The organism is Cupriavidus sp. USMAA2-4 (assembly GCF_001854305.1).
GTDB classification, from domain to species: Bacteria; Pseudomonadota; Gammaproteobacteria; order Burkholderiales; family Burkholderiaceae; genus Cupriavidus; species Cupriavidus malaysiensis.
Genome location: NZ_CP017748.1, coordinates 1,628,249 through 1,641,635, shown reverse-complemented (window position 1 = coordinate 1,641,635; position 13,387 = coordinate 1,628,249). Strand labels below are relative to the sequence as shown.

Below are 13,387 nucleotides of genomic sequence, written 5' to 3'. Positions count from 1 at the left end.
AACACGAGACACGCATGAAATCGATCGACGACATCGACTACGGCACGCCCCGCAGCGAAGCGGAGCGTGAGGTCACCCTCGAAATCGACGGCGTCGCCGTCACCGTCCCGGCAGGCACGTCGGTGATGCGCGCCGCGATGGAAGCCGGCACCCAGGTGCCCAAGCTGTGCGCCACCGACAGCCTGGAGCCGTTCGGCTCCTGCCGCCTGTGCCTGGTGGAGATCGAGGGCCGGCGGGGCTATCCGGCCTCCTGCACGACGCCGGCCGAGGCCGGCATGAAGGTGCGCACCCACAGCCCCAGGCTGGCCGAGCTGCGCCGCGGCGTGATGGAGCTGTACATCTCCGACCACCCGCTCGATTGCCTCACCTGTCCCACCAACGGCAACTGCGAGCTGCAGGACATGGCCGGCGCGGTCGGCCTGCGCGAGGTGCGCTACGGCTTCGACGGCGCCAGCCATACGGCCATGGCCAAGGACGAGTCGAACCCGTACTTCACCTACGACCCGTCCAAGTGCATCGTCTGCAACCGCTGCGTGCGTGCCTGCGAGGAAACCCAGGGAACCTTCGCCCTCACCATCGGCGGGCGCGGCTTCGAGGCGCGCGTCACCGCGGGCACCGGCGGCAGCTTCATGGACTCGGACTGCGTGTCCTGCGGCGCCTGCGTGCAGGCCTGCCCCACCGCCACGCTGACCGAGACCTCGCTGATCCGCCTGGGCCAGGCCGAGCGCAGCACCGTCACCACCTGCGCCTACTGCGGCGTCGGCTGTACCTTCAAGGCCGAGACCAAGGGCGAGGAAGTGGTGCGCATGGTGCCGTACAAGGACGGCCAGGCCAACGACGGCCACGCCTGCGTCAAGGGCCGTTTCGCCTGGGGCTACGCCACCCACCAGGACCGCATGCTCAAGCCGATGATCCGCGCCCGCATCACCGATCCGTGGCGCGAGGTCTCGTGGGAGGAAGCCATCGCCTACGCCGCCGGCCAGTTCCGCCGCATCCAGGCCGAGCACGGCCGCGATGCCATCGGCGGCATCGTCTCCTCGCGCTGCACCAACGAGGAGGGCTACCTGGTACAGAAGCTGGTGCGCGCCGCCTTCGGCAACAACAACGTCGACACCTGCGCGCGCGTGTGCCACTCGCCCACCGGCTACGGCCTCAAGCAGACCCTGGGCGAGTCGGCCGGCACCCAGACCTTCCGCTCCGTCGAGAAGGCCGACGTGGTGATGGTGATCGGCGCCAACCCGACCGACGGCCATCCGGTGTTCGGCTCGCGCCTGAAGAAACGGCTGCGCGCCGGCGCCCGCCTGATCGTGGTCGATCCGCGCCGCATCGACCTGGTCGAGACCCCGCACGTGCGTGCCGACTACCACCTGCAACTGCGCCCCGGCACCAATGTCGCGCTGCTGAGCGCGCTGGCGCACGTGATCGTCACCGAGGGCCTGCTGGACGAGGCCTTCATCGCCGCGCGCTGCGAGGACCGCGCCTTCCAGCAGTGGCGCGATTTCGCCAGCCTGCCGGAGAACTCGCCGGAAGCGACCGCCGATGTCACCGGCGTGCCCGCCGAGACCGTGCGCGGCGCCGCGCGCCTCTATGCCACCGGCGGCAACGCCGCCATCTACTACGGCCTGGGCGTGACCGAACACGCGCAGGGCTCGACCGCGGTGATGGCCATCGCCAACCTGGCCATGGCCACCGGCAACGTCGGCCGCGAGGGTGTCGGCGTGAATCCGCTGCGCGGCCAGAACAACGTGCAGGGCTCCTGCGACATGGGCTCCTTCCCGCATGAGCTGCCGGGCTACCGCCATGTCTCGGACGCCACCACGCGCGGCCTGTTCGAGTCGGCCTGGAACGTCGACATCCAGCCCGAACCCGGCCTGCGCATCCCCAATATGTTCGAGGCGGCGCTGGCCGGCAGCTTCAAGGGCCTGTACTGCCAGGGCGAGGACATCGTGCAGTCCGACCCCAACACCCAGCACGTGGCGGCGGCCCTGTCGGCGATGGAATGCATCGTGGTGCAGGACATCTTCCTCAACGAGACCGCCAAGTACGCCCACGTCTTCCTGCCCGGCTCCTCCTTCCTGGAAAAGGATGGCACCTTCACCAATGCCGAGCGCCGCATCTCGCGCGTGCGCCGGGTGATGCGCCCGCGCGCCGGCTATGCCGACTGGGAAGTGACCATGCTGCTGTCCAATGCGCTGGGCTATGCCATGGACTACCGCCATCCGTCCGAGATCATGGACGAGATCGCGCGGCTCACGCCCACCTTCCACGGCGTCAGCTACGACCGGCTCGACGAACTGGGCAGCCTCCAGTGGCCCTGCAACGATGCCGCGCCGCAGGGCACGCCGATCATGCACGTGGATGGCTTCGTGCGCGGCAAGGGCCGCTTCATGATCACCCGCTACGTGGCCACCAGCGAACGCGTCAACCGCCGCTATCCGCTGATCCTGACCACCGGGCGCATCCTGTCGCAGTACAACGTGGGCGCGCAGACGCGCCGCACCGACAACGTGCGCTGGCATGACGAGGACCGCCTGGAGATCCATCCGCACGACGCCCAGGAGCGCGGCATCCGCGACGGCGACTGGGTCGGCGTGCACAGCCGCGCGGGCGAGACGGTGCTGCGTGCGCTGGTCAGCGAGCGCATGCAGCCGGGCGTGGTCTACACCACCTTCCACTTCCCCGAGTCCGGCGCCAACGTGATCACCACCGACAACTCCGACTGGGCCACCAACTGTCCCGAATACAAGGTGACCGCGGTGCAGGTGATGCCGGTGGCGCAGCCCTCGGCCTGGCAGCAGCAGTACCGCGATTTCAACGAGCGCCAGTTGCAGCTGCTGCAGGCGGCCGGCGCGGAGGCGGGCTGAGGTGGCGCCGACCGCACGGCCCGCCATGCCATTGTCATTGCCATCGCTATTGCCATCCCCATGAATGTCGACAACCTGATCAAGATGGCCAACCAGATCGGCGGCTTCTTCGAAGCCATGCCCGACCGGGAGGAGGCCCTGGCCGATATCGCCGGCCACATCAAGCGCTTCTGGGCGCCGCGCATGCGCGAGGCGCTGCTGCAGGCCATGGACCGTGGCGATGCGCCGGGCCTGGATGCGATCGTGTGCGAGGCGGTGGGACGCTACCGCGCGGGCTGGTAGCGCGGCGAGGGGGCGCGGGCGACGCCCCCTCGCCCAGTGGTGCCGGAACCGGAGCCGGAACCGGAACGGCTAGCGCAGCCGCAGCGGCTCCAGCAGGGCGGCGTCGTAGTCGCCGCGCGAGATCTTGCCCAGCTCCAGCATGCGCTGCAGGATATAGGCCTGACGCTGGCGCGCGCGGCGCGGGTTGACCACCGGATTGTTGGCCGACGGCGCCTTGGGCAGCCCGGCCAGCATCGCGCACTCGGCCAGCGTGAGTTGGTCGAGCCGCTTGCCGAAATAGGTCTGCGCGGCCTCGGCGAAGCCATTGGCGCCCTCGCCGAGGTAGACCTTGTTCAGGTAGAGCTCCAGGATCTCGTCCTTGCTGAAGGCATGCTCGATGCGGTAGGCCATCAGCGCCTCGTAGAGCTTGCGCGTATAGGTCTTCTGGCGCGACAGGAAGAAGTTGCGCGCCACCTGCATGGTGAGGGTCGAGGCGCCCTGCGACAGGTCGTCGGACAGGTTGGCCACGCCGGCGCGGACCACGCCCACGTAGTCGATGCCGTCGTGCAGGTAGAAGCGGTCATCCTCGATCGCCACCACGGCCTGGGCCAGGTGCGGCGGGAAGTCCGCAATGGATACGTAGCCGGGGGTCTGGCGGAAGGCGTAGAGGGCGTCGAGCGGCGGCAGCTGCCGGCTGGCCACGACGGCGGCCAGCGCGCCCAGCAGCGCCGCTGCCAGCGCCAGCATCGCCACCAGCTTGAGAAAGGCGGACCAGAGTTTCATGGCGCGTATTGTGCCAGCCTCCGCCCGCCAGGGGCACTGCGGATGCCCCGGGGGGGCGGTGCGGCCGGCCTACAGCCAGCCCAGCCAGCGCCAGTAGGTGGCGGCGAACAGCAGCATCAGCGCGTAGCCGATCACCGTCATGGGAATGCCGACCTTGGCGAACTGGCGGCCGTTGAAGGTGTCGGTGCCGAGGCAGACCATGTTCTGCGGTGCATTGATCGGCAGCACGAAGCCGAAGCTCACGGTGAAGCCGAGCAGCATGGTCAGCCCGACCTGGTGGAGGTCGCCCGGCAGGGTCTGCAGCACGGCGATCAGGATCGGCAGCAGCGCGGCGGTCAGCGCCGTGGCGCTGGCGAAGCCGAGGTGGATCAGGATCAGGAAGGCGGCCAGCACGGCGAACACGAACAGCGGTCCCTGCCCGGACAGGCCGGAGTTCGCCACCACGAACCTGCCCAGCCACTGGCCGGCCTGCGTGGTGAGCAGGGCGGTGCCCAGGCTGATGCCCACGCCGAACACGATCAGCGTGCCCCAGGGGGTGCGTTGCTGCATGGTCTTCCAGTCCATCACGCCCACGCGCGGCAGCATCAGGATGACGAGGCCGACGAAGGTGACAGTGGCGGTGTCGAACTGGTGCAGCTTGCCCTCGGTGGCCCAGAACAACAGCAGCCCGAGCGAAACCGCCGCCAGCCGCTTCTGCGGGCCCGTCATCGGGCCCAGCGCGGCCAGTTCCTGCTGCACGGCCTCCTTGCCGCCGGGGATTGCGTCGGCTTCGGCGGGCAGCAGCACGCGCACCAGGAAATAGAGCACCACCGACATCACGATGGCCCACGGCGCGCCGGCGATCAGCCATTGCAGCCAGGTCACGCGCTCGCCCAGCAGCTTGTCCATGAAACCGACGGTGAGCAGGTTCTGCGCGGCGGCGGTCTGGATGCCGACGTTCCAGACACTGGTGGCCTGTGCCACGGTGATCATGATGCCGGCGGCGATATTGGATTTCTTGTCGACACCGAAGGCAGCGATCACGCCCATCATGATCGGCACCACGCAGGCGCTGCGCGCGGTGGCGCTGGGCACCACCAGGCTCAGCGCGATGGTGACGGCGATGGTGCCGATCAGGATGCGCCGCGTGCTGGTGCCGATGGCCGACAGCGTGACCAGCGCGATGCGGCGGTCGAGCGCCGTCACCGTCATCGCCGCGGCGATGAAGAGGGCGGCCGCCACCAGCGCCAGCGCGGTATTGGAAAAGCCGGACAGGGCCATGCCCAGCGCCTTGCCGGTGCCGTACAGCTTGTCGGGTGCCGCCACGTCGGGAGCGAAGCCGATCAGGCCCGCCATCAACGAGGTGATCATGATGGCGCTGGCTTCGTAGGAGACCGCCTCGGTGATCCACACCACCACGGCGAAGGCCAGGATGGCCAGCATGCGGTGGCCGGCGACCGGCAGGTCGGCCGGCAGTGGCAGTGCCAGCACGGCCAGCAGTGCCACGGCGGCGGCATACAGGCCCCAGGGCTGCGCCCTGGCGGCGGTGGACTGCGCGGCAGGCTTGCCCGCCTTGGCATCGGGCAGCGTGGATTGCGGGCTGGGATCGGGCATGGGACTCCTCGCGGTAGCGGCCCGCGCAGCGGGGGCCGGATGGTACGGCCGCGGAGCGCCAGGAAGGCGCGCCCGGCATGGCAAAAAAATTATCCGGCCCGCGCGGTGGCGCTGTCGAGGGCGATGCCGGCGTCCTTTGCGCCAGCGCAAGGGCCGGGGCGATGCGATCGGCGCGATTTCCCGGCATGCGCGGCGATCTGAAATAATTGGGGCGACCTGATGAATGTTTTCGCGCGCGGCGGTCATCGCCGCCGGCTGCGCGTTCCTTTCCAACGATTCTCCTGGCCAAGCACTATGTTCAAGTGGTTCGCATCCTGGCAGGCGCGCGTGGCGCCGGCCATCCTTCCCGACGGTGCCGGCGCCGGCGCTGCATCGACCGACACGCCGCTGCACTTCGAGAAAGTTGCCAACGCGCGCGACCTCGGCGGTCTCACCGGCGCAGGCGGCCGCCGCCTGCGCAGCGGCCGCCTGCTGCGCAGCGGCAACCCGGGCCTGGCCAGCGCCGACGATATCGCGCGGCTGCGTGCGCTGTCGCTCGACCTGGTGGTCGACTTCCGCTCGCCGGGCGAGAAGTCAGCGGAGGAAAGCGGCTTCGGCCAGGTGTTCCACTGGGTCGCCACGCCGGTGCTGGAAGGCAGCATGGCGATGGGCGAACTGCTGCCGCGGCTGCGCACGGCGACGGCGCGGGAGATGGACGATTTCATGCTGCAGGTCTACCGCGATTTCCCCCTCAAGTACCAGGAGGCCTTCGGCGGCTTCATGAAGCATGCCGAAGCCGGCCGCAGCATGCTCTACCACTGCACCGCGGGCAAGGACCGCACCGGCTTCGCCACCCTGCTGCTGCTGTCGGCGCTGGGTGTCGCGCCGGACGTCATCGAAGCCAACTACCTGGAGTCGAACCGCTGGAACGCCGCCTTTATCCAGGGCGTGCTGCAGAAGATGGCGCCGCTGGGCATCGCCGCCGAGGTGATGATGCCGCTGCTCGAGGTCAAGCCCGAGTACCTGCAGGCCTCGCTGCAGGCGATCGAGGAGGGCTGGGGCAGCGTGCCGGCCTATGTCGGCACGGCGCTGGGTGTCGAGGCGGAGCAACTGCGCGCGCATTACCTGGAGGGGTAGGGCGCAGGCATGGGGGGCGAGGCCGGCATGGCGGGCGCCTGCCCTCTCCCGCAAGCGGGAGAGGGGAGCAGACCGGCGCGGTGCGATCCCCGTCGCGCTGGACGAAGCCGAAACGAGATGCGCCAACACCAAGCGCCAAGCACAAGGTCTTGGCTCCCTCTCCGCATGGGGGAGAGGGCGGGGGAGAGGGGTGGTTTAGCAAGGCGCCACATCCAGCGAAGCCATCGGTGTGGTCCAGCACGCGAGCACGGAAACGAAGCCCTCGGTGTGATCCAGCACGCGAGCACAGCAACGAAGCCAACGCTGAGCCCCAGCGCTAGGCCGCCGCCTTCTGCGCCATCGCCTCGCGCATCAGGCGCGCGGTGCTGAGCGCCACGATGCCTTCTTCGTCGGTGGGGAGCACCAGCACCGGGATGCGGCTGCCGTCGTGGGTGATGCGCTGGCGGTTGTCGTCGTTGGCGCCCGGATCGAGCTCGATGCCGAACAGGCCGGTCAGGTGGGCGCAGATGCGCGCGCGGACCTCGGGCGAGTTGGCGCCGATGCCGGCGGTGAAGACCAGGGCGTCGAGCCCGCCCAGGGTGACGGCCAACTTGCCCACTTCCTGCGCGGCGCGATAGGCGTAGAAATCGATCGCCAGGCGCGCGCGCGGTTCGGCGCTGGCCTGCAGCACGCGCATGTCGCTGCTGACGCCGGACAGGCCCTTCAGGCCGGACTCCTGGTACAGCATGGCCTGGATCTCGTCGGCCCGCATGCCCTGTTGCGCCAGCCACAGCACCGCGCCCGGATCGACCGCGCCGCAGCGCGTGCCCATCGGCATGCCATCCAGCGCGGTCAGGCCCATGGTGCTGTCGATGCTGCGCCCGTCGCGCAGGGCGCACAGGCTGGCGCCGTTGCCGAGGTGGGCCACCACCACGCGTCCCTCGGCCAGGTCGGGTGCCACCTGGCGCAGCCGGCGCGCGATGTACTCGTAGGAGAGGCCGTGGAAACCGTAGCGCCGGATGCCCTGCTCGAAGTAGCGGTAAGGCAGGCCCAGCAACTGCGCCATGACGTCGTGGCCGGCGTGGAAGGCCGTGTCGAAGCAGGCCACCTGCAGCAGTTCGGGCGCGGCCTCGCGCACGGCGCGGATGGCGGTCAGGTTGTGCGGCTGGTGCAGCGGCGCCAGCGGTACCAGGGCCTCCAGCTTCGCCAGTACTTCGTCGTCGATGCGCACGGCCTCGGTGAAGTCCGCGCCGCCATGCACCACGCGATGGCCGATCGCAACCGGCGGGTTGTCGCGCAGGCCGATGCTGAGCACCAGCCGGATCAGGCGGAAAGCCGCGTCGTGGTCGGCCACCTGGGCCAGCGGGAAGCGCTCGTCGGCCACCGGGCGGCCATCGGCCATGTGCACGGTCAGGCGCGGCGCCACGCCGATGCCTTCGATCTGTCCGTGGGCGCTCAGCTCGGGATTGACATCACCGTCGCCATGGGCGGCCTCGGGCACCGTGTAGACGGACACCTTGACGCTGGACGAACCGGCATTGACGACGAGGATGGTGGGGGACGGATGGTTCACGCTGCGCAGGCTCCTGTCGGATGGCGGATGGTGGCTGGTGGACACGATGGCGCCGGCCTCAGATGCGCGCCGTGGCCACCGCGGCGCGCCGCGCATGGGCCAGCAGCACCGCCAGCGCGCAGCTGGCGATGCGCGCGCGCACGCTGTCGGCGCGGCTGGTCAGCACGATGGGCACGCGCGCGCCCAGCACGATGCCGGCCGCTTCGGCGCCGGAGAGGAAGGTCAGCTGCTTGGCGAGCATATTGCCGGCCTCCAGGTCGGGCACCAGCAGGATATCGGGGTCGCCCGCCACTTCCGAAGCGATGCCCTTGGCCTCGGCGGCCGCCTGGCTGATGGCATTGTCGAAGGCGAGCGGGCCGTCCAGCACGCCGCCCTCGATCTGCCTGCGCCGGCTCATCATGCACAGCGCGGCGGCGTCGATGGTGGAGGGGATCTTGTCGGTCACCGTTTCGACCGCCGACAGGATGGCCACCTTGGGGCGGTCGATGCCGAGCACGCGCACCAGGTCGATGGCATTGCGGCAGATGTCGGCCTTGTCGTTGAGCGAGGGGAAGATATTGACCGCGGCGTCGGTGATGAAGAGCGCCTTGTGGTAGCTCGGCACGTCCATGGCGAACACGTGCGACAGGCGCCGCTCGGTGCGCAGGCCGCTGCTGGCGCTGGTGACTTCGTGCAGCAGCTCGTCGGTATGCAGGCTGCCCTTCATCAGCAGTTCGGCCTCGCCCGCGCGCACCGCCTGCACCGCGCGTGCGGCGGCGGCGTGGCTGTGCGGTGCGTCGATGATCTGCGCGCCGCCGAGCGCGAGGTCGTGCGTGTCGGCGACCTCGCGGATGCGGGAGGCGGGCCCCACCAGCAGCGGCTCGATCAGGCCGAGGCGCGCGGCCTGGAGCGCGCCGCCGAGCGAGGCGGCGTCGCAAGGATGGGCGACGGCGGTGGGGATGGCGGGTTGGCCGGCGCAGCGTGCCAGCAGGGCGGCGTACTTGTCGGTTGGCGTGTCCATGGTGTCTCGCGGTATTTCACGGATTCGTCATGCTGGCCGGGTGTTCGCGCTGTTCATAGTGCAATGCGCAAAAAGCAGGACCAGTATAGGCCACATGTTGCGCTCCGCGGGGCATGTCTTTGTTGAGATGGCGCAAGAAATGCCCGGATTGCCTCGCTTGTGTGATTGCGGGTGCCATGACAAGCTGGTAGATTGCCAGTTGTTGCATAGCAGCATCCTGCGGCCCGCGACGGCATTGCCAGACCTGCCCGGCACTTGCCGGCCGATGCCACGATAGCCGCCGCAGGGCGCCTGTGTGCTGGATCAAGGAGGCAAGCGAGTGAACGCAAGCGAACCCGTCTCCCGCCACGGCCAGGCGGCCCCGGCGGAGCCCGCGCAGCCGGCGGCGCATGTCACGGCCGGCACAACGGCCCTCACACCCTTCATACCCTTCGCGCCCTTCGGGATGCCCGCCACCCTGCCGCTGCCGGCCTGGCCGCAGGCGGCCTGGGACTATGGCGTCGATGCCTGGCAGCGCATGGTGCTCACGCTCGACATCCTGCGCGAGCGCGGCAACCAGACCGTCGAGCACGAGCGCGAAGGCATGCCGCCGGTGCTGGTGTTCGACTATGAGATCGTGCTCGACGGACGCACGCTGCCCGATCCGGTCAACTACGCCCTGCTGCGCATCGTCGCGCCGGAAGGCGACGAGACCGATGACAGCAAGCGGCCCTTCGTCGTGATCGACCCGCGCGCCGGCCACGGGCCCGGCATCGGCGGCTTCAAGATCGACAGCGAGATCGGTATCGCGCTGCGTGGCGGCCATCCCTGCTACCTGGTGTCCTTCTTCCCCGAGCCCTGTCCCGGACAGACCATCGCGGCGGTGACGCGCGCCGAGGAAGTGTTCCTGCGCACCGTGACCGAGCGCCACCCGCAGTCCGACGTCAAGCCCTTCGTCATCGGCAACTGCCAGGGCGGCTGGGCGCTGATGCTGCTCGCGGCGAGCGCGCCGGACCTGGTCGGCCCCATCCTGCTGGCCGGTTCACCGCTGGCCTACTGGTCCGGCCAGCGCGGGCGCAACCCGATGCGCTACAGCGGCGGGCTGCTGGGCGGTTCGTGGGCCTCGTCGTTCGCCGCCGACCTGGGCAACGGCCATTTCGACGGCGCCTACCTGGTGCAGAACTTCGAGCAGCTCAACCCGGCCAACGCGCTGTGGGAGAAGCTCTACAACCTCTACGCCAAGGCCGATACCGAAGGGCCGCGCTTTCTCGACTTCGAGCGCTGGTGGGGCGGCCACTACCAGCTCAACCGCGACGAGATCGACTGGATCGTGCAGAACCTGTTCGTCGGCAACCGGCTGACCTCGGGCGAGCTGCGCAGCCCCGACGGCAAGTCGGTGATCGACCTGCGCAACGTGCGCTCGCCGATCGTGGTGTTCGCCTCCTGGGGCGACAACATCACGCCGCCGCAGCAGGCGCTGAACTGGATTCCCGATCTCTACGCCGACGTCGATGAGATCGTCGCCAACGAGCAGGTGATCGTCTACTGCCTGCACGATTCGGTGGGCCACCTGGGCATCTTCGTTTCGTCCGGCGTGGCCAATCGCGAGCACACCGAACTGTTTTCAGCACTCGACCTGATCGACGTGCTGCCGCCCGGCCTCTACGAGGCCGTGATCGAGGACATCGCGCCGGACACCCCGCATACCGACCTGATCGAGGGGCGTTACCTGATGCGCTTCGCGCGGCGCACCATCGACGATATCCTGGCCCTGGACGACGGCCGCGACGACGAGCAGGCCTTCCGCGTGGTGCGGCGCGTGGCCGAGATCAACCAGCGCTGCTACGACACCTTCGTCTCGCCGGCCGTGCGCGCGCTGTCGAACGAGGCCAGCGCCCACCTGTTGCGCGGGCTGCAGTCCTCGCGCCTGGAGCGCACGCTGCAGTCGGACGCCAATCCGTGCATGGGCTGGGTCGGCGCCCTGGCGCCCATGGTGCGCGAGCACCGGCGTCCGGTGGCGCGCGACAACCCCCTGCTGGCGCTCGAGCACGTGGTGTCGGCCGCCATCGTGGCGGCACTGAACCAGTACCGCGACACACGCGATGCCTGGTACGAACACGTCTTCGAGACCATCTACCGCTCGCCGCTGGTCCAGGCCATGGTCGGCATGGATGAGCGCGCCGCCGCCACGCAGGCGGCGCCGGCCGCGATCGATGCGTTGCGCCGCGAACTCACCGCGCGCCGCATCCGCGATGCGCAGGGCGATTTCGACCAGGGCGGCCCGGTCGATGCCTTCGTGCGCATCCTGGCCTACGTCAAGAGCGACTATGCCTCGATCGAGGAGCGTCCCTTCAACCTGATGCGCAAGATGGCGCGCGAGCACATGCAGCAGCAGGCCTCGCTGAACGACCTCAAGCAGGCCGCGCGGCAGCAGACCTTCCTGGTCTCGCTCGACGCGCGGCGCGCACTCGAGACGCTGCCGGCGCTGATGCCGGACCTGTCGTTGCGGCCCTTGCTGATGATCGCCATCCATCGCGTGCTGACGCTGCCCGGCCCGTTGCAAGGTGGGGAGCTCGAACGCTATCGCGAGGTGGCGCATGTGCTGGGCACGGACCACAAGGAGGCGCTGCCGCAGGGCGGCGCCGCGGATGGCGGCCAGGCCGGGCGCGACATCCCGGCACCGGGCGCGGAGGTCGATACCCATGCCGATACCCATGCCGATACCCATGCCGATGCGCGTGCCGATACCCATGCCGATACCCATGCCGATGCGCGTGCCGATACCCATGCCGATGCGCGTGCCGATGCCGGCGACAGGCCGGCCGCGGCGGCAGGCGCCAACCGGCGCACCACGCGTCGCGCGGGGACGGCGGCCAAGTCCGCGCAGGCCGGGGCGGGTACCGCCGTGCGCAAGCGCGCGCCGGCGCGCGCGCAGCGCAAGGCTTAGGCGGCATAGGCCCGGCATAGGCCCGGCATAGGCGGCGGGCGTTGCCATCGCGCAGGACCATGAGGCTCGAGGCCGCCCCGGAGGCGGCAGGAGAAACACCATGAACGAAGCAGCCGGACGGCCGCTGGACGGGGCACGCGTGCTGGTGGCAGGCGTTGCCAACGCCGATTCCATCGCCTGGGGATGCGCGCGCGCTTTCCATGAGCTGGGCGCCGAAGTGGCGCTGACCTACCTCAACGACAAGGCCCTGCCGCACGTCGCGCCGCTGGCCGAAGCGATCGGCGCGCCGATCCTGATGCCGCTCGACGTCGAGGACGACAAGCAGGCCGAGGCCCTGTTCGCCCGTATCGGCGAGGCCTGGGGCAGCCTGGACGCGATGGTGCATTCGATCGCCTTCGCGCCCAAGGCCGATCTCCAGGGCGGGTTGCTGGCCTCGTCGGCGGCCGGTTTCGCGCGCGCCATGGATATCTCGTGCCACTCCTTCGTGCGCATGGCCCGTCGCGCGGTGCCGTTGATGTCGCATGGCGGCACGCTGTTCGCCATGAGCTACGAGGGCGCGCGGCGGGTGGTGCCCAACTACGACCTGATGGGGCCGGTCAAGGCCGCGCTCGAGGCCTGCTGCCGTTACCTCGCCTACGAGCTCGGCCCGCGCGGCATCCGCGTGCACGCGATCTCGCCGGGGCCGCTGAAGACGCGCGCGGCCTCCGGCCTGAAGGACTTCGACCTGCTGCTGGCACAGGCGGCGGGGCGCGCGCCGCTGGGCGAACTGGTCGACATCATGGACGTGGGCTTCGCCACTGCCTATCTCGCCACACGCTACGCGCGGCGGCTGTCCGGCAACACCGTCTATGTGGACGGCGGCGTCCACGTCATGGGTTGATGGCGGCCGCCGCGGCGGCGCCTACAATTAAAAACGCAGGGGCGCCGCTTGGAGTACTGCCGTACTGTTCGAGGCGCTGCGCCAGTCAAGGAATATCGACATGCAGGTATTGATCCGCGGGCTTCATCGGGATGTGACCGAGCAGATGCTGCGAGACAAGCTGTCGCCGTACGCGCCGGTCAATTCGGTCGAGCTCGTGCGCGATGGCGATCCCGACCATCCCTGGGCGTTCGTCGATCTCGGCGTCGATGTCTTCTCCGCCTGGAACCTGCTGCGCCGCTTCGACCGGCAATACTTCGCCGGCAGCATGATGCGCTGGTACATCCCCGCCCACCAGGACTGACGGCCGCGACCGCAGCACGCGGGGCGCGGCACCGCGCGGTGTTGCCAGCGTTACCATAGCGTTCCTCCA

The 13,387-nt window shown here is 69.5% G+C and carries 11 protein-coding genes; 6 read left to right on the top strand and 5 right to left on the bottom strand.

Annotation, left to right across the window (positions count from 1 at the left end):
* Positions 1-14: 14 nt before the first annotated feature.
* A complete protein-coding gene (gene fdhF / locus BKK79_RS07175; protein WP_071011307.1) occupies positions 15-2,864 on the top strand; it encodes a formate dehydrogenase subunit alpha in 2,850 nt (949 codons plus the stop codon).
* A 60-nt stretch (positions 2,865-2,924) separates the two neighbouring features.
* Complete coding sequence (locus BKK79_RS07170) at positions 2,925-3,146, top strand: formate dehydrogenase subunit delta (RefSeq protein WP_071011309.1); 222 nt, start codon at positions 2,925-2,927, stop codon at positions 3,144-3,146.
* 69 nt (positions 3,147-3,215) lie between these two features.
* Here BKK79_RS07170 and BKK79_RS07165 read toward each other — a convergent pair whose 3' ends face one another.
* Both BKK79_RS07165 and BKK79_RS07160 read right to left on the bottom strand, forming a co-directional pair.
* On the bottom strand, positions 3,216-3,908 hold the full coding sequence (locus BKK79_RS07165; RefSeq protein ID WP_071011310.1) for a transglycosylase domain-containing protein: 693 nt from the start codon (positions 3,906-3,908) through the stop codon (positions 3,216-3,218).
* 69 nt (positions 3,909-3,977) lie between these two features.
* On the bottom strand, positions 3,978-5,501 hold the full coding sequence (locus BKK79_RS07160; RefSeq protein ID WP_084084579.1) for a DASS family sodium-coupled anion symporter: 1,524 nt from the start codon (positions 5,499-5,501) through the stop codon (positions 3,978-3,980).
* Between the two features lie 294 nt (positions 5,502-5,795).
* On the opposite strand from BKK79_RS07160, the gene BKK79_RS07155 reads away from it, so the two are divergent.
* A complete protein-coding gene (locus BKK79_RS07155; protein ID WP_083383958.1) occupies positions 5,796-6,617 on the top strand; it encodes a tyrosine-protein phosphatase in 822 nt (273 codons plus the stop codon).
* 316 nt (positions 6,618-6,933) lie between these two features.
* On the opposite strand, the gene BKK79_RS07150 is transcribed toward BKK79_RS07155, so the two are convergent.
* From BKK79_RS07150 to BKK79_RS40245, 3 genes are read right to left on the bottom strand one after another with little or no spacing between them, the layout of a single operon-like run.
* Complete coding sequence (locus BKK79_RS07150; protein ID WP_071016113.1) at positions 6,934-8,169, bottom strand: acetate/propionate family kinase; 1,236 nt, start codon at positions 8,167-8,169, stop codon at positions 6,934-6,936.
* Between the two features lie 58 nt (positions 8,170-8,227).
* Entirely contained in the window at positions 8,228-9,184 is a 957-nt protein-coding gene (locus BKK79_RS07145; RefSeq protein WP_442873251.1) for a phosphate acetyltransferase, read from the bottom strand.
* A gap of 1 nt (position 9,185) precedes the next feature.
* Positions 9,186-9,377, bottom strand: a complete 192-nt coding sequence (locus BKK79_RS40245; protein WP_157128406.1) for a hypothetical protein — start codon at positions 9,375-9,377, stop codon at positions 9,186-9,188.
* 111 nt (positions 9,378-9,488) lie between these two features.
* Here BKK79_RS40245 and BKK79_RS07140 point away from each other — a divergent pair, with 111 nt between their 5' ends.
* The 3 genes from BKK79_RS07140 (at position 9,489) to BKK79_RS07130 (ending at position 13,318) form a co-directional block, all read left to right on the top strand.
* Positions 9,489-12,095 carry a DUF3141 domain-containing protein gene (locus tag BKK79_RS07140; protein ID WP_442873245.1) on the top strand — a complete coding sequence of 869 codons (2,607 nt, stop codon included), beginning with the start codon at positions 9,489-9,491 and terminating at the stop codon, positions 12,093-12,095.
* Between the two features lie 100 nt (positions 12,096-12,195).
* Positions 12,196-12,975 (top strand): enoyl-ACP reductase FabI, encoded by a 780-nt coding sequence (fabI, locus tag BKK79_RS07135; RefSeq protein WP_071011315.1) that lies wholly within the window; start codon positions 12,196-12,198, stop codon positions 12,973-12,975.
* A 100-nt stretch (positions 12,976-13,075) separates the two neighbouring features.
* Positions 13,076-13,318 (top strand): RNA recognition motif domain-containing protein, encoded by a 243-nt coding sequence (locus BKK79_RS07130; RefSeq protein WP_071011316.1) that lies wholly within the window; start codon positions 13,076-13,078, stop codon positions 13,316-13,318.
* Positions 13,319-13,387: the final 69 nt, after the last annotated feature.

Coding starts and splice junctions, on each gene's coding strand:
- fabI (WP_071011315.1), top strand. CDS start 12,196: ATGAACGAAGCAGCCGGACGGCCGCTGGACGGGGCACGCGTGCTGGTG.
- BKK79_RS07170 (WP_071011309.1), top strand. CDS start 2,925: ATGAATGTCGACAACCTGATCAAGATGGCCAACCAGATCGGCGGCTTC.
- BKK79_RS07160 (WP_084084579.1), bottom strand. CDS start 5,501: ATGCCCGATCCCAGCCCGCAATCCACGCTGCCCGATGCCAAGGCGGGC.
- BKK79_RS40245 (WP_157128406.1), bottom strand. CDS start 9,377: ATGCAACAACTGGCAATCTACCAGCTTGTCATGGCACCCGCAATCACA.
- fdhF (WP_071011307.1), top strand. CDS start 15: ATGAAATCGATCGACGACATCGACTACGGCACGCCCCGCAGCGAAGCG.
- BKK79_RS07155 (WP_083383958.1), top strand. CDS start 5,796: ATGTTCAAGTGGTTCGCATCCTGGCAGGCGCGCGTGGCGCCGGCCATC.
- BKK79_RS07130 (WP_071011316.1), top strand. CDS start 13,076: ATGCAGGTATTGATCCGCGGGCTTCATCGGGATGTGACCGAGCAGATG.
- BKK79_RS07165 (WP_071011310.1), bottom strand. CDS start 3,908: ATGAAACTCTGGTCCGCCTTTCTCAAGCTGGTGGCGATGCTGGCGCTG.